This window comes from Flavobacterium psychraerolatum, assembly GCF_025960985.1.
Taxonomy (GTDB): Bacteria; Bacteroidota; Bacteroidia; order Flavobacteriales; family Flavobacteriaceae; genus Flavobacterium.
Map to the genome: position 1 here is coordinate 1 of NZ_JAOQMX010000055.1, position 26768 is coordinate 26768.

Genomic DNA, 26768 nt, shown 5'->3' on the forward strand with positions numbered 1-26768 from the left:
CTTTGAAAATCCATATCTCAAAAGTACATTTTTAGAAGCTAAAAGCGAAATGCACTAAAGTACATAGTTTTAACTATTTTTGGGACCAATAAAAAAGAATAGCTAACTATTTTCTGATTGTTGAACTTGTTCAACAATTTTCCGCCTACTGTTTATGACTTTTGTAATATAAAAGTATAAACAGAAAGATGAAAGTACTGAAACTGATAAAATTGGAGCTGATAGCTATTTGCTTATTTAGCATGACAAGTGCATTGCAAGCGCAAAATTCGAGTGACATTACTCATGAGGAAGCCTTCACAGCATTATTAGCAGCTAAGAAAAATGCTGAAAAATCAAATGTACTCGTAAAAATAGCCGTCGTAGATGCTGGTGCAAACTTAAAAGCATTTATACGAATGGATGATTCTTTCCTAGGAAGTATTGATGTCGCCATCAAAAAAGCGAAGACAGCACGCTATTTCAATATTGATACCGGAAAACTTGGAGAATTGACGCAACCTGGAGGAATTATCTACAACATCGAACATTCAAATGGAGGTTTGATGACCTTTCCCGGTGGTGTACCTCTCAAAAATAAAGCAGGAAAAATTATTGGTGCCATTGGTGTAAGTGGCGGTACTATTGATGAGGATAGAGCAATTGCTATGGTAGGAGCCGCTGCAATAAGTGAGTAAATTATTAAAATAAAAAAAATACTACTATGAACATTATTAAACGATTTAGTCTTCTTTGTTTACTATTTCTAACACAATTATCTTTTTCTCAAGTTACAGATCAACTGATGCTATATCGAAAAGATTTCCAAAATATATCCGGTAAAAACACCGTCTCTATCACAAGTTATGAAAAAAACGGATCCCATTTTGTCTTTGCTGGAGGAACTGGAAATGTAGATGTTTTTAGCCTAGACAAAGACGGTAAGCTTACGCCTGTAAGCAACCACGAACTGTATATGAAAAAAGGTCCGGCTAGAGGAATGGTTGCTGATAAGATAAATGGCACCGATTATTTGTTTGTTGCAAACAAGTACGGAAATGTTATTGAAACTTTCAAAATACATGATACGGGTTCTCTAGAACGAGTGGCTCTAGTAGAAGACACTGACAAAACCCATCTTGGTACCGCTATAACCTTACAAGTAATTCACATGAAAAAGGCTTCGTATCTTTTTATCGGAGGATTGGAAGAAACGCCAGGTTTAAGTAGTTTTAAAATTCATGATGATGGAAAATTGACTTCTGTACAGTCTATGAAAGATGATGACAAAATACACACTGATGGTATCATTGGCATGTTTACTCATAATATAGGTGGAAAAACCTTTTTGTACACTAGTGGTTTTCAGGATAATGGTGTAAGTAGCTTTAGAATTTTCGAAAATGGAACTTTTAAAAACGTTAACAACATAGATGACAATGATACCGATCGCTACTTAACTGGCGCATAACCCGTTACTGGAGTTACTTTAGGAAAAAATAATTATGTGATTGTAGGACACAGACATCATAAATATTATGAAAATAATGGATTTATAAAAAGACCAAATTTTGTGTATCATGGCGATGGCGTGAGTATTTTTAAAATAAATAGTAAAGGCGCACTTGTGCCACATTTTGTCTTAAAAGATGACGAAAACACTAAGTTAAAAGGTCAAACAAGGATTGAAATTGTATCTACAACTAATAAAGAAGCCATATTAGCTGTAGGAACGCGAGATGATGCTAGTATTCAGCTATGCAAACTGGATGAAAACGGAATTCTAACTCCCCTAAATTACTTAGAAACGGGTTTCTCGATTTACTACGGATTACGATCGCATAAAATTGGCAATGATAATTTCCTTATTGCTGGCTCCAACAGATTTGATATGGGAAAAATTGCATCTTACAAGGTTTCTCCTAAAATTAATAGAGAGGGAAAGCTGTTAAGACATATGGTCAATTTAAAGTATAAAGATGATGCAACAGCGCAACAAGTTAATGAGGCAGTTGAAGCTTTTTTAAATCTTAAAAATGAAATTCCAGAAATTGCAACTATTGAATGGGGAGTTAATGATAGTACTGAAGGACATAGTAAAGATTTAACACATTGCTTTACCATAACATTTAATAATGAGCACGCTAGAGAAGTTTATCTTTTTCATGAAGCCCATCTAAAAATGGTTAATAAAATAGGACCGATAATAGACGACGTTTTAGTACTTGATTACTGGACTAAATAAATAAGAACATATGAGTAATTTAAAAAACAAAAGAGCCATTATTACTGGTGGTGGCCGTGGATTAGGAAAAGCAACAGCGATAGCTTTTGCCAACGAAGGTATTGATATTGCAATAACAGGAAGAAATGAAGCTGTTTTAAAAGAAACTGTTGCTGAATTGCAAGCGATTGGCGTTACTGCAATTTATTCTGTATTTGACGTAAGCGATTATGAAGCAGTTAAAACGAATATAAAAAGTATTGTTGAAACTTTAGGTGGGGTCGATATTTTGGTTAATAATGCCGGCATTGCAGCTATTGGATCATTTAATGATATGGAAGTTAGCCAATGGAGTGAAATTATTCAAACCAATGTCATGGGTATGTATTATGTAACCAAAGAGGTTTTGCCTTATTTATTGGCTAAAAATGAAGGTGATATTATTAACGTTTCTTCTACGGCAGGTTTGAATGGAAATGCAAATATTTCTGCTTATTCAGCTTCTAAATTTGCTGTAATTGGAATGTCTGAATCGTTAATGAAAGAAGTTCGTAAAAATAATATCAGAGTTTGCACCTTAACACCAAGCACTATAGAATCTGACATGACGATAGAACTAGGTATTGCAAACAAAGATTCTGAAGATAGTGTTTTGCAACCACAAGATTTTGCCGATTTAATTGTAGCAGGATTACAATTACCACGAAGAGCAATGCTTAAAAGTGCGGCTTTATGGTCTACAAATCCGTAACTTTTTTTTCAAAAATTAGATAAGCCGTAAATAAATATCTACGGCTTTTTTTGGCTATTTGCGTAAAGGATAGTATTGCAACGAATAGCCGATAGTTATCAGGAGCCCAAAGTACTTTTATCTAAATACAAAAGGCTGCGTAAAAATACGCAGCCTTTCAAACTATTAAAATTGTATATTAAATTATACGATTTTTTTCATTGCAGTCATTGATTCTCTCAACCAAGCACCAACTTCTTCAACTGGGTGGTTTCTGATTATTGCATTTACTTCGATCAATTCTTTGTTGTCAACTCCGTTAGAAGTGTTTCCGAATGGACGACCTACCATGTTTGATGGTGCATTTTTCACGTACTCAGCGATTAATGGTTTTGCAGCGTGATCAAACAAATAACACCCGTACTCAGCTGTATCAGAGATTACACGGTTCATTTCGAACAATTTCTTTCTTGCAATTGTGTTAGCAATAAGTGGTGTTTCGTGTAAAGACTCGTAGTAAGCAGACTCTTCGATAATACCTGAATCTGTCATTGCTTCAAAAGCTAGCTCAACACCCGCTTTTACCATTGCAACCATCAAAGTACCGTTATCGTAGTATTCTTGCTCAGAAATTTCAACGTCACCAGCTGGAGTTTTCTCAAAGTTAGTATCTCCTGTTGCAGCTCTCCAAGCCAATAAGTTTTTATCATCATTGTTCCAGTCTGCCATCATTGTGCTAGAGAATTCTCCAGAAATGATATCATCCATATGCTTTTGGAATAACGGACGCATGATTTCTTTTAATTCTGCAGCTGCATTGAAAGCAGCAATTTTAGCAGGATTAGATAATCTGTCCATCATGTTGGTGATTCCACCATATTTTAATCCTTCTGTGATAGTTTCCCATCCGTATTGGATTAATTTTGAAGCATATCCAGCGTCAACACCTTCAGCTACCATTTTATCAAAACACAAGATTGAACCCGTTTGCAACAAACCACAAAGAATTGTTTGCTCACCCATTAAATCTGATTTTACCTCTGCTACGAAAGAAGAGCGCAATACTCCTGCTCTATCTCCACCTGTTGCAACAGCATATGCTTTAGCTTCTGCTAAACCTGTACCGTTTGGATCATTCTCAGGGTGTACAGCGATAAGAGTTGGTACTCCAAATCCTCTTTTGTACTCTTCACGAACTTCAGATCCTGGACATTTTGGTGCACACATAATAACTGTTAAGTCTTTACGAATTTGCATTCCTTCTTCAACAATGTTAAAACCGTGAGAATACGCTAATGTAGCTCCTTGTTTCATCAAAGGCATGATTGCAGTTACAACAGCAGTGTGTTGTTTGTCTGGAGTCAAATTACATACCAAGTCAGCAGTAGGAATTAATTCTTCATAAGTTCCAACTGTGAAACCATTATCAGCTGCATTTGTATAAGATGCTCTTTTTTGAGCGATAGCTTCAGCACGCAAAGCGTAAGAGATGTCTAATCCTGAATCTCTCATGTTCAAACCTTGGTTTAAACCTTGAGCACCACAACCTACAATAACTACTTTTTTTCCTTTTAAAGCAGTGATACCATCAGTGAATTCAGATTTATCCATGAATTCACAAACGCCTAATTGTTCTAACTGTAATCTAAGTGGTAATGAATTGAAGTAATTTGCCATTTTTTAATATTTGTTTATATTTAATTCTTGTAATAATGTTGATATTTCCATTGGTTCTTTTGAAACCGAAATACGACCTGAACGAACGAATTGCATGATTCCAAAAGGTTTTAATTTTTCGTGTAATTCAGTAATTTCTGAACGTCTTCCTGATTTTGAAATCACAAAAAACTTTCTAGAAACCGTTACAATTTCAGAATTACTTTCTTTGATAATATTCTGAATTTGTCTTTCGTCAAAAAGTAAACCTGATTCTATTTTGAACAAAGCATTTTCTAGAAATATAGTTTCATCATCTTCATGATAAAATGCTTTGATTACTTCGATTTGTTTTTCGATTTGACCTACAATATTTTTTACCCATTTTTCAGTGGTATCTACCACAATAATGAACCTTGAAACGTTCTCAATCTCTGATTCTGAAACGTTTAAACTTAATATATTGATATGTCTCTTTAAAAAAATACCTGATATTCTATTCAACAAACCAACGTTGTTTTCTGAATATACTGAAATGGTGAATGTTTTATTTTCCATATTTGTTAGTTTCAAGTTTTTCTTGTTTCAAGTTTCAAGTTTCAAGTTGCCGTGAGAACTTGAAACATGAAACTTAAAACTTTAAACTTTTTTAGCTTAATCTGATATCCGAAACCGAAGCTCCTGTAGGTATCATTGGGAATACGTTATTTTCTTTTTCTACCATAACCTCCAAGAAGTAAGCCTCTTTGGATGCCATCATTTCGGCAACCGCTTCGTCTAGTTCTTCTCTTTTGGTTACTTTTCTTGCTTTGATATAATACCCTTCTGCAATAGCGCAAAAGTTTGGATTAACCATTACGGTAGAAGCATATCTATTGTCGAAAAACAATTCTTGCCATTGGCGAACCATTCCTAAGAATTCATTATTTAGCACTACAATCTTAACCGGCACTTTAGTTTGGTTAATTGTACCTAACTCTTGAATGTTCATTTGAAAACCACCATCACCAATTACGGCAACTACCTCGCGGTCTGGTCTACCCATTTTTGCTCCTATTGCTGCTGGTAAAGCAAAACCCATAGTTCCTAATCCTCCAGAAGTTACATTACTTTTGGTTTGGTTGAATTTTGAGTAACGACAAGTAAACATTTGATGTTGCCCTACGTCCGAAACCATAATAGCATCTGCATGAGAGTGCTTGTTAATCATTTCGATTGTTTCTCCCATTGAAATTCCTTTTCCATTGGTTGGTGCTAACTCTTCATTGATTACTGCCTCTAGTTCGATATCATAATGTCTTTTGAATTCATTATGCCATTCTGTATGCGAATTTTTTTCGATCAAAGGCAATAAAGCTGTTAAGGCATCTTTCAAATCTGCTAAAACAGCAACTTCAGATTTTACATTTTTATCAATCTCAGCTGGATCTATTTCGAAATGTAAAACTTTAGCTTGCTTTGCATACGTTTGTAAATTTCCGGTAACACGATCATCAAAACGCATTCCAAGAGCGATCAAAACATCACACTCGTTGGTTAGCATATTTGGTCCATAGTTTCCATGCATACCCACCATACCAACATTTAAATCATGATCAGTAGGCAAAGCCGACAGTCCTAAAATAGTCCAAGCCGCTGGTATACCTGCTTTTTCAACCAATTCTTTCAACTCTGCTTCGGCTTGGCTTAATACAATACCTTGTCCAAAAATAATCATAGGCCTTTTGGCTTTATTGATTATTTCAGCTGCTTCTTGTATGTTTTCTTTATTAAGAATAGGTTTTGGATGATAGCTACGAATATCAGTACATTTTGTATAACTGAAATCTAATAAATCAAATTGAGCATTTTTGGTAATATCAATCAATACTGGTCCTGGACGTCCAGATTTGGCGATATAAAAAGCTTTTGCCATAATCTCAGGAATCTCATGTGCTTCTGTAATTTGATAATTCCATTTGGTCACCGGAGTTGAAATTCCGATAATATCTGTTTCTTGAAAAGCATCAGAACCTAATAAATGTTTCCCTACCTGACCTGTAATACAAACCAATGGTGTAGAGTCAATTTGCGCATCAGCAATTCCTGTAACTAGATTTGTAGCACCAGGTCCTGAAGTAGCGATACACACTCCTACTTTTCCTGTTGCTCTAGCAAAACCTTGCGCAGCATGCGCTGCCCCTTGCTCATGACGTACAAGAACATGGTGTAATTGATCTTGAAATTTATATAATTCGTCGTAAACTGGCATGATGGCTCCACCTGGATAACCGTATACCAAATCTGCTCCTTCTTCTAGTAAGCACCTAATAACGGCTTCTGCTCCGCTTATTTTCATATTACTTTGGGCTTTGGGCTGTCGGCTTTGGGCACTGGGCATTCAGCTTTTGGCTGTTTACTATTGCTTTAAGCTTTAAGCTTATTATTTTTCTATTTTATATCTTTTTTATTGAAGCTTGGCTGCTCAAGGCTCGTAGCTGATAGCTGGTTGCCCAAAATTCAACGTCTTAAACTAAAATTTATCGGTTACACATCCTTCAGATGCACTAGAGACCGATCTCATATATTTAAGTAAAACTCCTTGTTTGATTGATGACACTGGTTGTTTCCATGCCGCTTTACGCTTAGCGTATTCTTCATCAGAAATTTTTACGTCAATTGTATTTTTCACAGCATCAATAGTAATCAAATCTCCATTTTCGATCAAAGCAATTCCACCTCCATCGTAAGCTTCTGGTGTAACGTGTCCTACGACAAAACCGTGTGATCCTCCAGAGAAACGACCATCAGTAATCAAAGCCACTGTATTTCCTAGACCAGCTCCCATAATAGCAGAGGTTGGTTTTAGCATTTCAGACATACCTGGTCCACCTTTTGGTCCGCAATAACGAATAATTACTACATTTCCTGGCTTTACTTCTCCACCTTGGATTCCTTTAATTACTTGTTTTTCACCTTCAAAAACTACTGCTGTACCTTCGAAAAACTCTCCTTCTTTTCCACTAATTTTAGCCACACAACCTTCTGATGCAATATTTCCGTAGAGAATTTGAATATTACCTGTAGCTTTTAAGGCTTTTTGAATTTCGAAAATAACATCTTGTCCGTCTTGCAAATCAGCTACAGAAGCTAGATTCTCAGCGATTGTTTTTCCGGTTACCGTCAAACAATCACCGTGTAGCAATCCAACTTTCAATAAATATTTCATTACTCCAGGAACACCACCTACATTATGTAAATCTTCCATCAAGTATTTACCACTAGGTTTTAAATCAGCCAACAAAGGTGTTTTATCACTAATATCTTGAAAATCTTTTAGAGTCAATTCGATTCCAACTGAATGCGCCATTGCAATTAAGTGCATTACCGCATTTGTTGACCCTCCTAAAACGGCTACTATCGTAATAGCATTTTCGAATGCTTTGCGAGTCATGATATCTCTTGGCTTAATATCTTTCTCTAATAATATTTTAATTGCTTTACCAGCATCTACACATTCTTGTTTTTTCTCTGGACTCAAAGCAGGGTTTGATGAGCTATAAGGTAAACTCATACCCAAAGCCTCAATCGCAGAAGACATAGTGTTTGCAGTGTACATTCCGCCACAAGCACCTGCACCAGGGCAAGCATTTTGAATTACCCCTTTGAAATCTTCTGGAGTAATTGTATTTTTTATTTTTTTACCTAATGCTTCAAATGCAGAAACAATATTCAAGTCTTCACCTTTCCATTTCCCTGGATGAATAGATCCTCCATACACCATAATAGAAGGACGGTTTACTCTACCCATAGCCATTAAAGCTCCCGGCATATTTTTATCACAACCTGGAACAGCAATCAAACCATCATACCATTGTGCTCCCATCACTGTTTCAATAGAGTCTGCAATAACATCACGAGAAACCAAAGAAAAACGCATACCGTCATTTCCATTAGAAATACCGTCACTTACACCGATTGTATTAAAAATCAAACCAACTAAATCTTCTTTCCAGACACCTGTTTTAATATCTTTTGCCAAGTCGTTTAAGTGCATGTTACAAGGATTTCCATCGTAACCCATACTCACAATTCCAACTTGTGCTTTCTTTAAATCTTCTTCAGTTAATCCAAGGGCATACAACATGGCTTGAGAAGCTGGTTGTGTTTCATCTTGAGTGATTGTCTTACTGTATTTATTTAATTCCATTATATATGTGTTTGTATCTGTACTATTATTTTATACTATTGTTGATTGACCAATACTTACATTATCATTATTAAAGTAAAGTAAATCTTCTTTATCTAAAATAAAATTAGAAATAAAATCTCCAACTTCATTTGTTCCGAATTTTGACTCTGGATTCAAGTCGGTGGTGACGACTTTAAGCGCAATGGCTTTTTCGACAGCTTCATGTATTTTTTTGGCTTCTTTATGCAAACCAAAATGTTCTAATAATAAAGCCGAAGATAATATAGAAGCAAAAGGATTGGCAATATTTTTCCCTTTGGCTTGGTGAAATGTACCGTGAACTGGCTCAAACAAAGTATGTGCAGCTCCAATAGAACTAGAAGCTAGCATACCAATTGATCCCGTTATAATACTAGCCACCTCTGATAATATATCTCCAAATAAATTCTCAATTAATATTACGTCAAACTGTTTTGGTTTGGCAACAATTTGTTTCGCAGCATTATCGACAAATAGATAATTTAACTCTACATCAGGATAATCTTTACTGACATCAGTTACTACTTTGCGCCATAATCTTGAAGTCTCCAATACGTTTGCCTTATCAATTAGGGTCACCATATTGTTTCTTTTTTGTGCTGCTTTAAAAGCCAAATGAGCAATTCTCAAAATTTGTTCCTCGGTATATTTACACAAATCAGTAGCTACTTTTCCGTCTTCACTCAACGTTTTTTCATCGAAATAAATTCCGCCTGAAAGTTCTCTATAAATCAGAAAATCAGTCCCTTCAATAATTTCTTTTTTCAGAGGAGAACTAGAAAGTAATCCTTCGTAAGGCTTGATTGATTTACTATTTGCAAATAAACCTAACGCATTTCTCAATTGAAACAATCCTTGTTCCGGACGAATCTTCGCCTCTGGATCGTTGTCATATTTTAAATCTCCTATAGCGCCAAAAAGCACAGCCTCAGTATTCAAACATAAATTTAATGTTTGATCTGGAAGTGGTTTTCCTGTTTTATCAATAGCTGCAGCTCCAATAAGAGCTTCTTCAAAAATAAACTCATGATCAAACATCACAGCAGTTGCATGTAACGCCTTCATGGCCTGCAAAACTACTTCGGGACCTATCCCGTCCCCTGCAAGTACTGCTATTTTTAAATTCATGGCTTTATTATTTTAATTTCTAACTAAATCATCTTTCAAATTAGAAGCTTCAATGATTTGATGAATATCATCATCCATTACTTCTTTTTTAATGTCTGCATATTTCAAAAACTCAATATATACAAGGTCTAATTGCACTTTGGTCAATTCATACCCTACTTTTTTTGCTCTATAAGCCAAAGCTGCTCTTCCGCTTCTTGCTGTTAAGATGATGGATGATTCATTTACTCCAACTTCTAATGGATCCATGATTTCATACGTTTCTCTATTCTTGATTACACCGTCTTGATGTATTCCTGAACTGTGAGCAAAAGCATTCGAACCAACAATTGCTTTATTTGGTTGTACCATCATTCCCATACTATCAGATACTAAATGACTCATTTCATTCAATTGTTTCGTATCAATATCTGTATAAAGATTTAAATATGGATGTTGTTTAAAGATCATCACCACTTCTTCAAGTGCTGTATTTCCTGCACGTTCACCAATACCATTAATGGTACATTCAATTTGTCTAGCTCCATTGATCGCACCTGCAATTGAATTTGCAGTTGCCATCCCTAAATCATTATGACAGTGACAAGAAATGGTAACATTTTCAATTCCTTTTACGTTTTCTTTTAAGTATTTTATTTTTTCACCGTATTCATGCGGCAAGCAATATCCTGTTGTATCAGGAATATTAAGTACTGTTGCACCCGATTTTATGACTTCCTCACAGACTCGAGCCAAAAAAGCATTGTCTGTACGTCCAGCATCTTCGGCATAAAACTCTACATCTTCAACATACGTTTTGGCGTGAGCAACAGCAAATTTTGCTCTAGCGATAATATCTTCAGGTGTTGTATTTAACTTATGAATGATATGCGATTGAGAAGTCCCAATTCCAGTATGAATACGAGGTCTTTTTGCATATTGCAATGCTTGACCAGCAACATCAATATCATTTTTAACTGCACGTGTTAATCCACATACAGTTGCATTTTTTACAATTTTACTAATTTCAGAAACAGATAAAAAATCACCAGGACTTGAAACAGGAAACCCAGCTTCGATGACATCAACTCCCATTCCATCCAATCGTTCTGCGATAACGAGTTTCTGTTTGGTATCTAATTTACATCCTGGAACTTGTTCTCCGTCTCTTAAAGTGGTATCAAAAATTTGAACTTTCTCTCTATTCATTTTAATTTATTTAATGTAATTTCACAACTTGATAACAAATATAGTTTTCATTAGTTTATTATAAAAATCAAATTAATAAAATATACTGCTCATAACGGGAGTTAACAGTATTCAAATAACTGATTTACAACAATTTAAGTACATTTATTTTACAATGGCTAACCATCAAAAAGATTTTTTATTTGTATTAATCAAATCACTTTCAAAGTCCGAAAAACGTCAGTTTAAGATTTTCGCAAGTCGATTGGAGACTAGTTCCAATACAAAATTTATCGAATTATTCAATATTCTGGACAAATCGGAAGGTTATGATGAAAAAATAATCCTCAAAAGTGGTATTATAAAAAAGGTGCAACTCTCTAATTTAAAATCGTATTTATACAAACAAATATTAGTTAGTATTCGATTGAATATTCCGAGTCAAAACATTCGATACCAGCTTAGAGAACAGATTGATTTTGCCACAATTTTATACAACAAAGGCTTATACAAGCAGAGTTTAAAAATTTTGGATAAAACAAAAATGCATGCACTTGAAAACGATGAAAAGTACATGGCATTTGAAATAGTAGAGTTCGAAAAACTTATCGAATCGCAATATATTACTCGTAGTATTCAAGGTAGAGCAGATGAACTTGTTATACAAGCCAAAGAACTCAATTACCGCAATACTATTTCTAGTAAATTATCCAATTTATCACTACAACTATATGGTATTTTACTCAAAACTGGCTATGTCAAAAATGATGAAGAATACAAATACATTGATGATTATTTTGTAAAACACACTGCTAAGTTAGATGAAACTAAATTTGGTTTTAGAGAAAAATATTGGTTTTATAATGCCAATTTATGGCGTAGTTTTTTAGTTCAAGATTTTTTGGCTAGTTATAAATTTGCGTATAAATGGGTTACTTTATTTTACGACAATCCAAATATGATTTACCAGAATCCAGTTTTCTTCTTAAAAGGGAACAATTATTTCTTGGAATCCGTTTTTATGTTGAAGTACCAAACTAAATTTAAAATATATTTGGATTTATTGGAAGAAACAACCCAAGACTCCCGTTTTCCTACAAATGACAACATTGCTTCTTTGTCGTTCTTATATTTATATAATAGTAAATTGAATTACCATATTCTAGAGGGATCTTTTGAAGAAGGTGAATATTTAATTCCAATTGTGTTAGATAAAATAAAAATACACAGCGACCATTTAGACGAACATCACGAAATGTTGTTTTACTATAAAATTGCGTGCATGTATTTTGGTAATGATAAATTCAATGAATCCATTTATTACCTAGAAAAAATCATCAACAATAAAAACCTTATTATGCGTGAGGATTTGATGTGTTTTGCTCGTTTACTTTATTTAATTGTACATTATGAATTAGGGAAAGATTTACATCTTGAAACTCAAATCAAGAACACATACAAATTTCTTCTTAAAATGAATGATTTACACGAAGTGCAAAAAGAAATCATTCGTTTTATGCGAAATCTTAATTCCATCTACCCTTCCGATATTAAAAAGGAATTCACCAAAATGCGAGAGCGTTTTATTGAATTAGAAAAAATACCCTACGAAAAAAGAGCTTTCCTTTACCTCGATATTATATCATGGTTAGAAAGCAAAATTGAAAATAGAAAAATTGGTGACATCATTAAAGAAAAAGCCAAATTGAACAACCGATAATAGAAATTAAATTTTAAAAAAATATAATTATGCAAAATATTCCTAGTGTAGATTTAAGAGACTTCTTATCGAATGATCCTGAACGAAAAGAAAAATTTGTAAACGAAATTGGAACTGCTTTCGAAGATATTGGTTTCGTTGCTTTAAAAGGCCATTTTCTGGATCAAAAATTAGTAGAAGAATTATATGCTGAAATTAGAAACTTTTTCAGCCTTCCATTAGAGACTAAGCAAAAATATGAAGACTTAACAATTGGTGGACAAAGAGGTTATATTTCATTTGGAAAAGAACATGCCAAAGGACGTAAAGAAGGAGATCTGAAAGAATTCTGGCATTTTGGACAATACGTGGATGGCAATTCTAAATACGCTTCTGAATATCCAAAAAACATTGAAGTTGAAGAGCTACCTCGTTTTAATATAGCCGGAAAAGAAGCCTACCAAATGCTAGAAAAAACAGGTATATACGTACTGAGAGCCTTAGCATTGCGTTTGGGATTGGATGAATTTTACTTTGACAAATATGCCGAAGAAGGAAATTCCATTTTACGCCCCATTCACTACCCTCCTATTACCTCTGAGCCAGCAAACGCTATTCGTGCAGCAGCCCACGGAGACATTAACCTAATCACCTTATTGATGGGGGCACAAGGTAAAGGATTGCAAGTACAAAATCATACTGGTGAATGGATTGACGCCATTGCTCAACCAGATGAACTAGTTATTAATGTTGGTGATATGTTATCGAGACATACCAATAACAAGTTGAAATCAACAATTCACCAAGTGGTAAATCCACCTCGAGAATTATGGGGAACATCACGCTATTCTATTCCTTTTTTCATGCATCCTGTGAGTAATATGAAAATAGATTGTCTAGATAACTGTATTGATGCTGCACATCCAAAACAATTTGAAGACATTACTGCAGGTGATTTTTTATATGAGCGGTTGATAGAACTAGGATTGATTAAAAAATAAATCTAACTAAAAAACTATATGTTAAATTCTATTAGTCTTTTATTATGAAGTTATATTTATTTACGACATTCGGATTTGTTAGTACTCAAAATATTGATTTATCTTTTTCCCGAAATATTTAAGGTAGTTAAACTAGAATGACAAATTATTAAAATCCCTATTTACCTTACCAATACTTTAAATTATCAAAGTAAAAATAAGTTTTAAATAAGTAAAAAAATGACTTGGAGTATGAGTATTCCAAGTCATTTTAAATTATAGTTTTATTTCTGGAGTATTTTACTCAGTAGTAAAGCCATATTTTTGATATATAGATTTTGCAGTTGCACTTTGTATAAAATCCATAAAGTCTTTGGCCGCTTCAGGATGTGGCGCTTCTTTTAATAGCCCTGCAATATAAGTAGCTTTTATATTATCATGATCAGGTATATTAACAATTTCAATAGGATTATGAATCATATTTTGATAATAAGCTTCAGAGTACCATACTGGGGCCGCATCACTTTGATCGTATAAAATACGCATTGGTGTTTGACGATGGTGAATTTGTGTGAGATAAGTACTTCCATCTTTTACCTTATCAACCATAATTGTTTGCTTAAGCTTATCACCACCAACTTTTACATAAGCTTCCTCTATTCGTGATCCGATACCTTCCCATAAAGGATTTGGCATGCTTATACGAACTTTTTTAGAAGCAAGATCTTGGAGGCCTTTAATGTCTTTCGGATTATTTTTTTGCACCATTATAGCTAATTTATTATATGCATAAGGTGCTGTTGCTGTAAAAAGAGGTAGCATTTTATCAATTCGATTTTTGCCAGCAGTATAAACATCTGGTTTTAATGTGATTCGCATATTACCGATAGTTATAGTTCCACCATCAATTTGCTTTGCCAAAATTCCTGGTGGTAAGGTTTCTACAAAAATACGTTCGTATTTTGGGTGCATTATTTTAAATGCAGATATAAGGTCGTCAACACACATAAATTGGTTTCCGGCAAAAAAAACAACTAGCTGTGGATCATTAATATCTCCAAAAAGGTCAGGTACATTGTCAACTCCTGGAACTGTAAACATCACAGAACTTTCTGGAGGTGTATTCCATGGAGGATCGAATCGATGTTCTTGAGCGAACATTTGAATACTCACTGAAAATAACAGTGCGATTGGTATAAATTTCATTTTCATAATTATTTAATATTTAGAAATAGCTAAGTTTTTTTACTATAATTTTTGTTGAATTATCAAGGTTTGATAATAGCCCAGCCTTCAGCTTGTCTGATAATGAGTTCGCCATTTCCACTTGGTACAACTGCAATAAAAGCATAGATCTGATCCCTATTTAAGTGTCTCTCTTTTAAAGTATTGCTGCATTGAACAACAGTTACACCTTTAATTACTAATTCTTTTAGTTCAGCTTCGTAAGCACTATCTCTAAGGAAAGCATCGGTTCCTCCGCTAAAAGCTACTAATTCGATTTGTAATTTATTCTTTAATCGGGGATCTTCTAAAGCATTATTAATATTTCTAATTGTTTTGTTAATAATTCTCGGATCATTGCTATCTAGTTGATATATTGCTTTATAACTATCCAAAGTGGCGGTTGCTCCTTTAAAATTACTATTCCTTTCTAAAATAGAGGATTGTGATTGCATAGAAATACTTGTTAAGATAATGACGCTTGAGAACAGAAGAACTTTTTTCATAATTAATATTTTAAATAGTTGTTTTTTTAGTTAGAGGTTTATATGGACCATATTTATGTTGAGCTTCGGAAAATTGGTCTGCATAGGGCCCAAAAGGAAAATCAAAAGGTTTTTGTGTTATATCTTTCCAATCTTTCGACTGCTCTTTATGTGGTCTTGGCTGGCTATTTACGTAAGCAGCTACATCCCAAGAATCCTCATCTGACAAAGTAGGATGCTGATAAGTAACACCATAAGGCATATTATTTTTTACGAAACCTGAAAAATTTGATAAACGATATAAACCCGCACCATCATTATAACTATGTTTTCCCCAAAGTGGTGGATAGGTATAACTATCTTTTTTTTCATTCAGTCGTCCTTCGCCATTATTACCATGACAGCTTATGCACAAATTAGAGTAAACTACTTTACCCTTTACTGGCTCTGCAGCTCGGTCTAAAAAAGCTAGCTTTTCTACACCTGTACCCACGGGTTTCGTTTTTTTAGGTATACTTTTTCCTAACCATTTCATGTAGGATACAATTGCTCTCATCTCGTGTGATGTTGTATCTAATTTTTTACCATTCATACTACGTTCAAAACAGCCATTCACTCGATCAGCAATAGTAACTATACTATTAGATCGTGCTTTATACTGCGGATAATTTGCTTCTACAGCTGAATAGTTTAATCCATAAGCTTTAGTTCCGGCTGCATTGTGACAGTTTTGACAATTCATACCATTAGCATCAGCACTAATTTTTCCATTTGGCCCAATATATTTACTAGTGCTTACAATCAATTCACGACCATATTTAATTTGTATTCCCAATTTATTATTGGGAATACCAGCTGTATCTGGAACAAGCCAATCAGAATTCTTAAGCATACTAGTACTTATAACCTTTGAGAATGTTTCTTCATTTATTTTAATTTTTGAGTCAAAATTATTTATTGATAATGATTGGTCAGGTATTAAAACCCATACGACTACAAGAAGCACGGTTACACAAAATACTGAGCTAAAAATAACGATATAATTAGTAAGCCTTTTAATAATCTTTAAATTTTCATTTTCCATAGTTTTATACCGTTTATTTTTTACAATATTATGACATTATACTGTTCAATTTTTATTCTTAATAATTATCTATGATAACTTAAAGTTATGACTAATAGTTATATCATTATATTTCCTTAAATCTAAAAGCCAAATAATTAATCCACTATTAAATTTAATTCGCCAAATGATTTGCTGTTTTCTAAAGATATTGTATTTTTCACTTTGCTAATGTATTTTATTAAATTTCAGGGAAAGAAAAATCTATCAATGTATTCTTTTTAATTAATTTTCATTATTCTAATTGATACGTTTTGCACATTTAAGAAATATTTAAATGCTACTGAATCTTAAGTAGAATTAGTATTGAATTTTGATAAATATTCGAAAAAAATTTACAAATGATTTTAAAAAGAATCTTAGAAATAACAATTGATTACTGCAGATAAAAAATTTTATACATTTATAATATCTGTATTCCACAAAATGATAAATTAAAAAATGAATCTAGAAGACCAACTAAAAAATTTGTTCCCAGACCACGTTCCTAGTAACGAACCAGAGAAAATAAACGATACACCACATGAATTATACGTTCAAAAAGAACCTATGATTTGTAAATATGAAAAACGTAAAGGAAAGCCCACCACAATTATCGAAGGCTATCAAGGAGAAGAGGAAGATTTTAAAATTTTAGCCAAAGAGCTCAAAACCAAATTGAGCGTAGGTGGAAGTTTTAAAGACGGTGCCTTAATTTTACAGGGGGATTACCGTGACAAAATCATGGTCATACTCAAAGAGAAAGGCTTTAAAGTAAAAAGAGTTGGTGGTTAATACTACAAAAAATATTGGTTGCGAAAAAATGGCGAAAAAATCAGTTTTTGATATTTATTGCTATTTTTTTTAACTAATTTTAATTTAGCAAATAATAGTATAACTTTTCTGTTTCAAATAGAAAAGTATAATCGAAAAAAAAATCAAATGATAGCAGCATCAGAATTAATATTAAATCCCGACGGAAGCGTTTACCACCTTAATCTTAAACCTGAAAATATAGCTCACGACATCATATTTGTAGGTGATCCAGATCGTGTTGAAAAAATAACACAACTATTTGACTCTATAGAATTTTCTACTCAAAAAAGAGAATTCAAAATACAAACTGGATCCTACAAAGGAAAAAGACTTACAGTAATTTCAACAGGAATTGGAGCCGACAATATTGACATTGTACTTAATGAACTAGATGCTTTGGTCAATATTGATTTAAAGACTAGATCCATCAAAGACCATTTAACTTCTTTGAATATCGTTCGCATAGGTACATCAGGTTCTTTGCAAGCAGAAATTCCAGTAGACAGTTTTGTAATGTCAAAAATGGGTCTTGGACTTGACAGCATGCTTCGCTCTTATCAAACTGAGGCCATTACCCACCCTGCGCTTGAAGATGCTTTTATCAAACATACCAATTGGGATCTTCAAAAAGGAAGACCATATGCTGTGAGTTGTTCTGAGAAACTAGAAAGACAATTTGAAAGCCCTTCTGTTTTTAAAGGAATTACTGCAACAGCTGGTGGATTTTATGGTCCTCAGGGTCGTATATTACGACTGGCGATTCAAGACGAACAATTAAATCATAAAATGGACAACTTTGTCCATAGTAATTATAAAATCACTAATCTAGAGATGGAAACAGCAGCAATTTATGGCCTATCTGCACTCTTGGGACATCATGCCATTTCCTTAAATGCTATAATTGCCAATCGTGCTAGTGGTACTTTCAGTAGTGATCCAAATTTAGCTACTGCTAATTTAATTGACTTTGCTCTACAGCAATTAATTAAGTAATCAGTTATTTTATTTAATATAAATTCAAATACCTGGAGAAATTCCTTTATAATTTAATACCTTATTTTGTAGATAAGAATAACTAAAGAATGCCAAACAAATATAGGATATTATCTATTTAAAACATTTGAGATAAAAACAAAAGCGAATTTTTATAAAGAAAATTCGCTTTTGTTTTTGCTATAATTACTTTTGATTTATTACTATTTCTAACAGATTATTTAGATTAAAAACCTAACAACTTCGTGTAAAAATTTTATTAAAACAAGAAACGTTGGGTGCTTATTTTGCCATTTTTGCTAAATGTCATACATAGTCATTACTATTTCGATAAAAACTGTTAAACAATATTCAAAAACATTATTTTCAGTCCATAATCATTGATAAAATAGGTACTTTTGAGGGAAATGTAAAATCATCACCGATTTCACTTTTTGAGGTTACTTATGATAAATATTAAGAACATTACTTTTGCTCAAATAAAACAGAGTCTTCAGGTCAAAAAACCTTGGGACGATGTCATTATTTTTGCACTTAATATTTTAATAACAATTCCCCTATTTCTCATCGCTCACGAAAACCTAATCGAACTTAACTGGATTTTCAATCTAGATCGAGTCTTACTTTTCATTCTACTGCTAATAGTGGTACAGCTTTTATTACGACTATTACGGACTATAATTATAATTTGTATTTTTGCTTACATGTTAGCTCTTTTTTATGGAACTACTTTTGGCCAGTATGGTTTCGAAAGTGTTTTTGAAGATTATAATTCAATGATATATACCATGTCTGACAATCCTTTTCCGCAGGATATCATTGTTTCGAAGTTATTACCATTCCCCAACAAATCAAAGATTTTAAACGCCATAGAATACACAAATCCAAAAGTGCGCAATTTTGCAATCATGGCAACCAATAATAATTTCAAAAACATTCGAGGGTATTCAGACTACCGAACCATCATTCAATGTTTTGCTGTTTTCAAAGAAATTCATCACAGGTGGAACTATGTTAGTGACCCAAAAGATGGAGACTATATCGCTACTGCTAGCGAATCATTGGATTATTTTTCTGGTGATTGTGACGACCATTCTATACTTATGGCTGCTTGTGTACGTGCTATCGGAGGAACACCACGTTTGATACATACTAAAGGGCACATATATCCCGAAATTTTAATTGGAACGATGAATGATCTAGAAACCGTAAATTTTTTAATTAAGAATGTATTATTCGTTAAAGAAAGTGCTGGTAAACAGCTTCACTATCATATTGATGAGCGCAATCAAATTTGGCTTAATCTAGACTACACAGCTTCCTATCCTGGCGGACCTTTTATGTCTGAAGAAATCCTTGGAGCTTTAACTTTAAATTAAAAAACCTCATTTTACTATTAAAATGAGGTTTTTTTTAGAACAGAATAAAGTAAACTATTTATTTCCTTTTTCAAAATCAGCAACAAACTGAGCCAATCCACTATCAGTTAATGGGTGTTTCAACAAACCATAAATTGCAGACAAAGGCCCAGTCATTACATCTGCACCAATTTTTGCGCAATTTACAATATGCATAGTATGGCGTACAGATGCAGCCAAAATTTGAGTTTCGTACCCGTAGTTATCATAAATCAATCTAATTTCTTCAATTAATGCTAACCCATCAGTAGAAATATCATCCAAACGACCAATAAAAGGAGAAACATAAGTAGCTCCTGCTTTTGCAGCCAACAATGCTTGACCAGCAGAGAACACTAAGGTTACGTTCGTTTTTATATCTCTATCCGAGAAATACTTAGCCGCCATAACACCCTCTTTAGTCATTGGCAATTTTACAACGATTTGATCGTGCAATTCAGCTAGTTCTTCACCCTCTTTGATCATTCCGTCATAGTCAAGCGCGTTTACTTCAGCACTTACATCACCATCAACAAGGTTACATATATCCACATAATGCTTCAAGATGTTGTTTTTTCCTGTGATTCCCTCTTTAGCCATTAATGACGGATTTGTAGTTACTCCATCCAAAACACCTAAAGCTTGCGCTTCTTTAATTTGAGCTAAATTAGCCGTATCAATAAAAAATTTCATATTGTTAATTTATTTATGTTTAATAATTTACTTCCTTAGTTTACAAAATTCCTTTGGGCGTGCCACCACTTACATGAGTAGGCCAACACACTTTGCGGGTAGACGCCTACTCATGCAAGCGCTGTCAGGCTATCCGCTCCGCTTCGGCGGATTGCTCCTATCCTTCACGCAAAACCGCTACTAATTTACAATTTATAATGGTTCATTAGCATTTTTTCATATACTTTATCAGGCAAAATACGTTTGAGGACAATCGAAATTTTTTGCATAAAAGCCCCTACCTTATAATGAACCTTTGGATTTGGAGTTTGTATAATTGCATAAACAGCTGTTGCCATCTCTAGTGGATTACTACCTTCATCCACATGTGTATCCATCGTTTTTAACATCGTACCATATACAGCTTCATAAGCCGAGCCCGCCACAACAGGAGCATGAAACCTCCCTGATGCTATATTGGTAGCAAAATCACCTGGAGCAACATTTGTAATTTCAATACCAAATGATTTCACTTCCATACGCAAGGCTTCTGTAATCAATTCTAGGGCACCTTTGGAAGCCGAATAAACAGATCGATACGGTAAACCCATATATCCTGCAATTGAAGTCACATTAATAATCAAACCCGATTTTTGAATACGCATTTGTGGTAAAACTGCTTTCATCACCTCAATTGGACCGAAAAAATTAGTTTCAAAATTATTTTTAATTTCCGCTGTTGGTATTTCTTCTAATGGCCCCGTAATCCCAACACCTGCATTATTGATCACTACATCAATATGGCCAGAACGAGTAATAATATCTGCAATGGCAGTTTTTATAGTCTCTATATTGCGTACATCCAAAGCCAATAAAGGAAAAACTGAATCTGTGATTCGGTCCGGATTTCTACTGGTACCATAGACTGTAAAACCTTTTCGGTGTAGAAATTCTCCAATAGATTTCCCAATTCCCGATGAACCCCCAGTTATCAAAACTACTTTACTCATATTCTACATCATTTAGAAATGTCCAAAAATAAAAAAATCTTCCCTAGGGAAGACACATTTATTCTTTTTACTAAAAAATGGCAAGCGACCTACATCGCACCGCTCAACCACGTACCCTTGCTATGTTCCCATCCTGGGGGAGTCTGCAGGAGCTGGTCGTGTAGGACTTGCCGGTGCAAATATACAATCTTTTTATATTTCTACAAGGCCTTTGTGCTCTAAAAATAACATTGTATATTGGTCAAACAAATTTATTAAACAATGAAAAAACATAACTCACTATCTATCATTTTATTAGGAATCGCAATTTCTAGTTGTGGTGGCAAAAAAAAAGGTGAAAATTCTATATTTACTTTCGATTCAAGTCAATATTCGGCACAATATACACCTCAAGACAAGGTTGATTTAGCAATTTTAAACTCTACTGCAAAAGAAATTGATAGCATCGTCTATTTTGTAAATGATAAAAAAGTAGAGACAACAAAGGGAAACAAAAAAGTCTTTTTTGGATTTAAGGATCAAAAACTTGGGTACCAAAACCTAAAAGCAATAGTTTATTTTGAAGACGAAAACTCTATAGCTACAGCAAGAGTAGAACTGGTTTCGAATATTACTCCGAAATTATTAAAGTATAAAGTAATCAATACCTACCCTCACGATACAAATTCCTTTACAGAAGGTTTAGAGTTTTACAAAGATACGCTTTATGAAAGCACTGGTTTGGAAGGTAAATCATACTTAAGAAAATACGACTATAAAACAGGAAAAGTATTTAAGCAAATTGACTTAGATCCCAAATACTTTGGCGAAGGAATTACTATTTTGAATGACAAGATATATCAATTAACTTGGCAAAACAAAACTGGTTTTATTTATAATGCTAAGAACATGAAGTTGGAAAAAACCTTTACTTATGAAAAAGATATCGAAGGTTGGGGATTAACTAATGACGGTACCTACCTTTATCAAACGGATAAGACTGAGAAAATATGGAAAATGGATCCAGCAACGCAAAAAATGATTGGTTACGTTAATGTATATGCTGGCAACGCAAAAATCAAGGCTATTAACGAATTGGAATGGATCAATGGTAAAATCTACACTAATGTCTGGATGAAAGATGCTATTGCAGTCGTTGACCCAACAAACGGTGCTGTTGAAGGAATTCTCGATATGTCAGGCTTGCGTAAGTTATTAAAGGTTACCGCAGATGACGTTCTTAACGGAATTGCATACAACCCGAAAACTAAAACTATTTTTGTTACGGGTAAAAACTGGGATAAACTATTTGAGATAACCGTTTCTGAATAATAACAAATTAAAAATTAAAAAACAAATAACGACTGTCACTATTGACAGCCGTTATTTGTTTTTTAATAAAATATAATTCACCAAATAAAATTTACTTCCTTTGGTTTCTATTGAAATTATAAGTAAATCGTTTTGTTTTTCTTTTAAGCAATAATCCAACATTAAACCTGACATTTTAAAACTGGAAGGTTCCCCAATAATTAGTTTCCATAAAATAATTTTAAGTTGAGAATCTTCTAAATTGATTTTATTTACGACAAAATAGCATGCTTTACTATTTATAACACATAAGTTAATTGTGATAAGTCCATAGCAATTCATTACGTAATATTATTAACAAAAAAAAGAGTAGTGAAATACATCACTACTCTTTTTTTTTGTTATTTTAAATAAACTTATCTTAAGTCAAAGCTTGATTTAGAAACTAATACATCTTTATCAAAAACATTTACAAAATAAGATCCTTTTGCGAAATTTTTTCCAGGTAAGTTTTCAGATACTTGTACTGTTTTATTTTCATATTTGATTGTTGTCGCAAAACTATAAGAAAGAGATTTTTCACCAAAATTTTGAGTTTTCTTATCTCCCAATACATTGCTTTTACTATCAATTACTTGCACATAATAAGTTTTATCACCAGACTTAGCAATTTGATTTTCTGCAATTGTAAAACTAATTTTAAGCATATCCGCTCTACTAGCTTTATCAGTTTCAATTTGTTTCTCTGTACTTCTTAATAAACCTGGGCTTCTTACAATATAAGCAGATGTTTTAAGATTTACAATAGACAATTTTGTCCCTTTCTCAACTACTTTAGCTAATTCATCATTTTGTCCTAGTAAAGTTTCATTTGTTTTTTGAGAAGCTGTCAATACCACATTTGTACTATCACGTTGCACAGTAAGTTTTGTATTTTGCTTTTTCAAACCTTCATTTTCTGCCATTAGGTTTTTCATGTTGGCTTGCAATGCTATAAATTGAGTCTTGTATTTTGCCATTGAAGCAACATCACCTTTTGATTTACTTAAATCAGACATTAAACTTACTACTTTATCTCTCTCTTTGATTAATTCTTCAGACATTGAAGTATTTTCAGCTATGGCAGCATCGTAGGTTGCTTTTAGCTCTTGCAAATCTTTCATTACGGTCTCTTTTTCCGAAACTGTAGTAGTTAATTCTGTTTTTACATTTTCAACATCCGAAGACATTTTAAAGATATAGACCAAACTCCCTACTAATAGAATTGCTAAAACTGCTATTACAGCCTTTAGACTTGAATTACTTTGTTGATTTTCCATTTTTACAATATTGTTTGTTTTTTTGTTAATTATGATTTTTCAAATTTAATGAATATATATTCAAGTTATAACGTAAGTTAATAAATTATAGTATTTTTGAATAAATATTTTTTTTTATGGAGAAGCTTTTACCGTTTACGATCAAAGAACTTGGGAAAATTACCAATCATAGAAGTGGTGAAATAAAGTTTGGTGAAAAAATGTTAACCCTGCCTCCAAACGCAGATATAACTACATTTTTAAAAGCATCAGAAGCTAAGTTTGTTCTACTAGGAATTCCAGAAGATGTTGGAATCAGAGCCAATTACGGTAGACCAGGAGCAGCATCAGCTTGGAAAACAGCCATAAAAAGCATTGCTAATATTCAACATAATAGGTTTTGCAAAGGAAGTCAAATAATTATTCTGGGAGAGGTTGACGTTTATGAAGAAATGCTTGAAGCCAAAGATTTGGATTACAAAATCATGGATGATCGCTTAAAATTAAGCAAACTAGTAGAAAAAATTGACAAAGAGGTTTCACATATAATTTTTACTATAATTAAGGCTGGAAAAACACCTATAATCATTGGAGGAGGACATAATAATTCCTACGGAAATATAAAAGGAGCTGCTTTAGCCAAAGGAAAACCTGTAAATGCTGTTAATTTTGATGCTCATTCCGACTTTAGAATTCTAGAAGGTCGTCATAGTGGCAATGGATTTTCATATGCGTATGAGGAAGGATTTTTAAAAAAATACTTCGTTTTTGGGCTCCACGAGAATTACACTTCCAAAAGTGTATTAGACATTATCAAAAAAACAGAAGAAAGAGTTCGTTATAATACCTATGATAGTATCAAAATCAGAAATGAAAAGCAATTTTACCAAGAAATGGTTGCTGCCCATGAATTCATAAAAACGGATTCCTATGGCATCGAAATTGACTTAGATGCTATTCCTAATATCCCTAGTAGCGCTATGACTTTAAGCGGTTTCTCTATTGAAGAACTACGCCAATTTGTCGCCTATTTTGGTAAGCACAAAAATGCCGCTTACTTACATATTTGTGAAGGTGCTCCAGATTTAGGAGAAGAAAAAAACAATCATCTAATAGGAAATTTAACAGGGTATTTGGTAACAGATTTCATAAAAGCAAACCAAGAAAAATAGTCTTTATACCTGTCATAAAATAGCCTATTTACAGGGATTAGATAAATAACACTATCTTTGCAGCACTATCACTGTACTTATTACAGTATATTTAATTTCAAAAATATGTTATTCGAAGATTTATCACTTTCAAAAAGTATCCAAAAAGCCGTATATGAATTAGGCTATACTACCCCTACCCCTATTCAAGAAAAATCTATTCCACTAGTTCTAGCTGGAAAAGACGTAATTGGATGCGCACAAACAGGAACTGGAAAAACTGCTGCTTTTGCTATACCTATTATACATCAACTACACCGTATTGTAGGGTCTAGTAAAAAAGCAAAACAAATTAGGGCATTAGTGATTACACCTACTAGAGAACTTGCAGTTCAAATTGGACAAAGTTTTGATACCTATTCCAAATATACCAACCTAACACAACTAACCATATTTGGAGGAGTTTCACAAAACCCACAAGTAGATAGCTTAAGAAATGGTATTGATATTCTTATTGCAACACCAGGAAGATTATTAGATTTACATAAACAAGGTTTCATTGACTTGGATCATTTACATACTTTGGTACTTGATGAAGCAGATCAAATGCTTGACATGGGATTTGTAAATGATGTTAAAAAAATAGTAAAATTGACACCAAATAACCGTCAAACATTATTTTTCTCTGCTACGATGCCGATTGCTATCCGCGAGTTAGCTGAAATGTTTTTAACAAGTCCTGAAACTATTACCGTTTCTCCAGTTTCATCTACAGCTGAAAACGTAGAACAACGTGTTTATTTTGTTGAAAAGGGGGAAAAAAGAAATCTTCTATATCAATTAATAAAAAATGAAAACCTTACCGATGTATTGGTTTTTTCTAGAACTAAACATGGTGCAGATAATGTGGTTAAAGCTTTGCGAAAAAACAATATTCCAGCTGAAGCTATTCATGGTGACAAATCTCAAAATGCAAGGCAAAGAGTACTTGAAGCATTTAAAAACAAAGAAGTAGGAGTTCTTGTCGCAACAGATATAGCAGCTAGAGGTATTGATATTGATCAACTACCTGTTGTTATTAATTTTGACTTACCCAATATCCCCGAAACTTATGTACATAGAATAGGTCGTACAGGTAGAGCTGGAAATGGTGGTATCGCTATTTCCTTTTGTAGTAAAGACGAGCATGGCTATTGGAAAGACATTCAAAAATTAATTAAAGTAGATGTAAAAACCATCAGTGATCACCCTTACCCTTGGCATTCAGGAAATCCTGAGACTGCACCTGGAGGGTCTACAAAACCCAAAAACTCCAATAGAGGTAATGAAGGGCACAAATCAAGAAAATCTACTGCTTCAAAACAAAATAAAAAACGCTGGTATTAGCTTATAAAAAAACGCTTTATATAAAAAGAGGGCACTGAAAAACATCGCATATTTTGATTATCATTGTTTTTTAGATAATAAAAAAACGCTTGTAACAGGATTTATATAATCCGTTGCAAGCGTTTTCCTTTTTAATCTTGATTTTTAATGTTGGTTCAATAAGGCTATTTT

The 26768-nt window shown here is 33.4% G+C and carries 24 protein-coding genes and 1 other RNA gene; 12 read left to right on the forward strand and 13 right to left on the reverse strand.

What is annotated here, in order from left to right:
* Positions 1-188 precede the first annotated feature (188 nt).
* Genes M2326_RS15730 through M2326_RS15745 form a run of 4 tightly spaced genes read left to right on the forward strand, consistent with a single transcriptional unit; the run spans position 189 to position 2954 of the window.
* On the forward strand, positions 189-677 hold the full coding sequence (locus tag M2326_RS15730; protein ID WP_264620498.1) for a GlcG/HbpS family heme-binding protein: 489 nt from the start codon (positions 189-191) through the stop codon (positions 675-677).
* Positions 678-703: 26 nt separating this feature from the next.
* The gene (locus tag M2326_RS15735; RefSeq protein ID WP_264620499.1) at positions 704-1450 is read left to right on the forward strand and encodes a lactonase family protein; all 747 of its coding nucleotides are present in this window, start codon (positions 704-706) and stop codon (positions 1448-1450) included.
* Positions 1451-1486: 36 nt separating this feature from the next.
* Entirely contained in the window at positions 1487-2224 is a 738-nt protein-coding gene (locus M2326_RS15740; protein ID WP_264620500.1) for a Dabb family protein, read from the forward strand.
* Positions 2225-2234: 10 nt separating this feature from the next.
* Positions 2235-2954: a 3-ketoacyl-ACP reductase gene (locus tag M2326_RS15745; protein WP_264620501.1), complete on the forward strand. Its 720-nt coding sequence runs from the start codon at positions 2235-2237 to the stop codon at positions 2952-2954.
* A 183-nt stretch (positions 2955-3137) separates the two neighbouring features.
* Here the strand turns inward: M2326_RS15745 and ilvC are convergent, their stop codons facing one another.
* The 6 genes from ilvC to M2326_RS15775 form a co-directional block, all read right to left on the reverse strand.
* Positions 3138-4610, reverse strand: coding sequence for a ketol-acid reductoisomerase (gene ilvC, locus M2326_RS15750; protein WP_264620502.1), 1473 nt, complete (start codon positions 4608-4610; stop codon positions 3138-3140).
* Positions 4611-4613: 3 nt separating this feature from the next.
* Positions 4614-5147: an acetolactate synthase small subunit gene (gene ilvN / locus M2326_RS15755; RefSeq protein ID WP_264620503.1), complete on the reverse strand. Its 534-nt coding sequence runs from the start codon at positions 5145-5147 to the stop codon at positions 4614-4616.
* Positions 5148-5238: 91 nt separating this feature from the next.
* Positions 5239-6927: a biosynthetic-type acetolactate synthase large subunit gene (ilvB, locus tag M2326_RS15760; protein WP_264620504.1), complete on the reverse strand. Its 1689-nt coding sequence runs from the start codon at positions 6925-6927 to the stop codon at positions 5239-5241.
* A gap of 174 nt (positions 6928-7101) precedes the next feature.
* Positions 7102-8778 carry a dihydroxy-acid dehydratase gene (gene ilvD / locus M2326_RS15765; protein ID WP_264620505.1) on the reverse strand — a complete coding sequence of 559 codons (1677 nt, stop codon included), beginning with the start codon at positions 8776-8778 and terminating at the stop codon, positions 7102-7104.
* 30 nt (positions 8779-8808) lie between these two features.
* The gene (leuB, locus tag M2326_RS15770) at positions 8809-9927 is read right to left on the reverse strand and encodes a 3-isopropylmalate dehydrogenase (protein ID WP_264620506.1); all 1119 of its coding nucleotides are present in this window, start codon (positions 9925-9927) and stop codon (positions 8809-8811) included.
* Between the two features lie 12 nt (positions 9928-9939).
* Entirely contained in the window at positions 9940-11115 is a 1176-nt protein-coding gene (locus M2326_RS15775; protein ID WP_264620507.1) for a 2-isopropylmalate synthase, read from the reverse strand.
* 154 nt (positions 11116-11269) lie between these two features.
* Here M2326_RS15775 and M2326_RS15780 point away from each other — a divergent pair, with 154 nt between their 5' ends.
* The gene (locus tag M2326_RS15780; protein ID WP_264620508.1) at positions 11270-12814 is read left to right on the forward strand and encodes a hypothetical protein; all 1545 of its coding nucleotides are present in this window, start codon (positions 11270-11272) and stop codon (positions 12812-12814) included.
* Between the two features lie 29 nt (positions 12815-12843).
* Positions 12844-13794 (forward strand): isopenicillin N synthase family dioxygenase, encoded by a 951-nt coding sequence (locus M2326_RS15785; protein WP_264620509.1) that lies wholly within the window; start codon positions 12844-12846, stop codon positions 13792-13794.
* A 279-nt stretch (positions 13795-14073) separates the two neighbouring features.
* On the opposite strand, the gene M2326_RS15790 is transcribed toward M2326_RS15785, so the two are convergent.
* From M2326_RS15790 to M2326_RS15800, 3 genes are all read right to left on the reverse strand, one after another.
* A complete protein-coding gene (locus M2326_RS15790) occupies positions 14074-14979 on the reverse strand; it encodes a molybdate ABC transporter substrate-binding protein (protein ID WP_264620510.1) in 906 nt (301 codons plus the stop codon).
* Between the two features lie 62 nt (positions 14980-15041).
* Positions 15042-15503, reverse strand: a complete 462-nt coding sequence (locus tag M2326_RS15795) for a DsrE family protein (protein ID WP_264620511.1) — start codon at positions 15501-15503, stop codon at positions 15042-15044.
* A 10-nt stretch (positions 15504-15513) separates the two neighbouring features.
* The gene (locus M2326_RS15800; RefSeq protein ID WP_264620512.1) at positions 15514-16374 is read right to left on the reverse strand and encodes a c-type cytochrome; all 861 of its coding nucleotides are present in this window, start codon (positions 16372-16374) and stop codon (positions 15514-15516) included.
* 672 nt (positions 16375-17046) lie between these two features.
* On the opposite strand from M2326_RS15800, the gene M2326_RS15805 reads away from it, so the two are divergent.
* From M2326_RS15805 to M2326_RS15815, 3 genes are all read left to right on the forward strand, one after another.
* Entirely contained in the window at positions 17047-17379 is a 333-nt protein-coding gene (locus tag M2326_RS15805) for a translation initiation factor (protein ID WP_264620513.1), read from the forward strand.
* Positions 17380-17526: 147 nt separating this feature from the next.
* Positions 17527-18393: a nucleoside phosphorylase gene (locus tag M2326_RS15810; protein WP_264620514.1), complete on the forward strand. Its 867-nt coding sequence runs from the start codon at positions 17527-17529 to the stop codon at positions 18391-18393.
* A 446-nt stretch (positions 18394-18839) separates the two neighbouring features.
* Entirely contained in the window at positions 18840-19772 is a 933-nt protein-coding gene (locus tag M2326_RS15815) for a transglutaminase-like domain-containing protein (protein WP_264620515.1), read from the forward strand.
* Positions 19773-19826: 54 nt separating this feature from the next.
* Here the strand turns inward: M2326_RS15815 and fsa are convergent, their stop codons facing one another.
* From fsa to ffs, 3 genes are all read right to left on the reverse strand, one after another.
* Positions 19827-20483: a fructose-6-phosphate aldolase gene (gene fsa / locus M2326_RS15820; protein ID WP_264620516.1), complete on the reverse strand. Its 657-nt coding sequence runs from the start codon at positions 20481-20483 to the stop codon at positions 19827-19829.
* A gap of 185 nt (positions 20484-20668) precedes the next feature.
* A complete protein-coding gene (locus M2326_RS15825) occupies positions 20669-21472 on the reverse strand; it encodes an SDR family oxidoreductase (RefSeq protein ID WP_264620517.1) in 804 nt (267 codons plus the stop codon).
* Positions 21473-21547: 75 nt separating this feature from the next.
* Positions 21548-21645, reverse strand: an RNA gene (ffs, locus tag M2326_RS15830) — signal recognition particle sRNA small type.
* A gap of 88 nt (positions 21646-21733) precedes the next feature.
* Here ffs and M2326_RS15835 point away from each other — a divergent pair.
* Entirely contained in the window at positions 21734-22783 is a 1050-nt protein-coding gene (locus M2326_RS15835) for a glutaminyl-peptide cyclotransferase (RefSeq protein ID WP_264620518.1), read from the forward strand.
* A gap of 395 nt (positions 22784-23178) precedes the next feature.
* Here M2326_RS15835 and M2326_RS15840 read toward each other — a convergent pair whose 3' ends face one another.
* A complete protein-coding gene (locus tag M2326_RS15840; RefSeq protein ID WP_264620519.1) occupies positions 23179-24081 on the reverse strand; it encodes a hypothetical protein in 903 nt (300 codons plus the stop codon).
* Positions 24082-24197: 116 nt separating this feature from the next.
* On the opposite strand from M2326_RS15840, the gene M2326_RS15845 reads away from it, so the two are divergent.
* Both M2326_RS15845 and M2326_RS15850 read left to right on the forward strand, forming a co-directional pair.
* The gene (locus M2326_RS15845) at positions 24198-25232 is read left to right on the forward strand and encodes a formimidoylglutamase (RefSeq protein WP_264620520.1); all 1035 of its coding nucleotides are present in this window, start codon (positions 24198-24200) and stop codon (positions 25230-25232) included.
* A 105-nt stretch (positions 25233-25337) separates the two neighbouring features.
* The gene (locus tag M2326_RS15850) at positions 25338-26597 is read left to right on the forward strand and encodes a DEAD/DEAH box helicase (protein WP_264620521.1); all 1260 of its coding nucleotides are present in this window, start codon (positions 25338-25340) and stop codon (positions 26595-26597) included.
* Positions 26598-26768 lie beyond the last annotated feature (171 nt).

Excerpts from the sequence above, each read along its gene's own strand:
- M2326_RS15815 (WP_264620515.1), top strand. The coding sequence starts at position 18,840 with ATGATAAATATTAAGAACATTACTTTTGCTCAAATAAAACAGAGTCTT.
- ilvB (WP_264620504.1), bottom strand. The coding sequence starts at position 6,927 with ATGAAAATAAGCGGAGCAGAAGCCGTTATTAGGTGCTTACTAGAAGAA.
- M2326_RS15845 (WP_264620520.1), top strand. The coding sequence starts at position 24,198 with ATGGAGAAGCTTTTACCGTTTACGATCAAAGAACTTGGGAAAATTACC.
- ilvC (WP_264620502.1), bottom strand. The coding sequence starts at position 4,610 with ATGGCAAATTACTTCAATTCATTACCACTTAGATTACAGTTAGAACAA.
- ilvN (WP_264620503.1), bottom strand. The coding sequence starts at position 5,147 with ATGGAAAATAAAACATTCACCATTTCAGTATATTCAGAAAACAACGTT.
- M2326_RS15805 (WP_264620513.1), top strand. The coding sequence starts at position 17,047 with ATGAATCTAGAAGACCAACTAAAAAATTTGTTCCCAGACCACGTTCCT.
- M2326_RS15850 (WP_264620521.1), top strand. The coding sequence starts at position 25,338 with ATGTTATTCGAAGATTTATCACTTTCAAAAAGTATCCAAAAAGCCGTA.
- M2326_RS15790 (WP_264620510.1), bottom strand. The coding sequence starts at position 14,979 with ATGAAATTTATACCAATCGCACTGTTATTTTCAGTGAGTATTCAAATG.
- M2326_RS15795 (WP_264620511.1), bottom strand. The coding sequence starts at position 15,503 with ATGAAAAAAGTTCTTCTGTTCTCAAGCGTCATTATCTTAACAAGTATT.
- M2326_RS15825 (WP_264620517.1), bottom strand. The coding sequence starts at position 21,472 with ATGAGTAAAGTAGTTTTGATAACTGGGGGTTCATCGGGAATTGGGAAA.
- M2326_RS15800 (WP_264620512.1), bottom strand. The coding sequence starts at position 16,374 with ATGCTTAAGAATTCTGATTGGCTTGTTCCAGATACAGCTGGTATTCCC.
- M2326_RS15730 (WP_264620498.1), top strand. The coding sequence starts at position 189 with ATGAAAGTACTGAAACTGATAAAATTGGAGCTGATAGCTATTTGCTTA.
- M2326_RS15780 (WP_264620508.1), top strand. The coding sequence starts at position 11,270 with ATGGCTAACCATCAAAAAGATTTTTTATTTGTATTAATCAAATCACTT.
- M2326_RS15745 (WP_264620501.1), top strand. The coding sequence starts at position 2,235 with ATGAGTAATTTAAAAAACAAAAGAGCCATTATTACTGGTGGTGGCCGT.
- M2326_RS15775 (WP_264620507.1), bottom strand. The coding sequence starts at position 11,115 with ATGAATAGAGAGAAAGTTCAAATTTTTGATACCACTTTAAGAGACGGA.
- M2326_RS15735 (WP_264620499.1), top strand. The coding sequence starts at position 704 with ATGAACATTATTAAACGATTTAGTCTTCTTTGTTTACTATTTCTAACA.
- M2326_RS15810 (WP_264620514.1), top strand. The coding sequence starts at position 17,527 with ATGATAGCAGCATCAGAATTAATATTAAATCCCGACGGAAGCGTTTAC.
- leuB (WP_264620506.1), bottom strand. The coding sequence starts at position 9,927 with ATGAATTTAAAAATAGCAGTACTTGCAGGGGACGGGATAGGTCCCGAA.
- fsa (WP_264620516.1), bottom strand. The coding sequence starts at position 20,483 with ATGAAATTTTTTATTGATACGGCTAATTTAGCTCAAATTAAAGAAGCG.
- M2326_RS15840 (WP_264620519.1), bottom strand. The coding sequence starts at position 24,081 with ATGGAAAATCAACAAAGTAATTCAAGTCTAAAGGCTGTAATAGCAGTT.
- M2326_RS15835 (WP_264620518.1), top strand. The coding sequence starts at position 21,734 with ATGAAAAAACATAACTCACTATCTATCATTTTATTAGGAATCGCAATT.
- M2326_RS15785 (WP_264620509.1), top strand. The coding sequence starts at position 12,844 with ATGCAAAATATTCCTAGTGTAGATTTAAGAGACTTCTTATCGAATGAT.
- ilvD (WP_264620505.1), bottom strand. The coding sequence starts at position 8,778 with ATGGAATTAAATAAATACAGTAAGACAATCACTCAAGATGAAACACAA.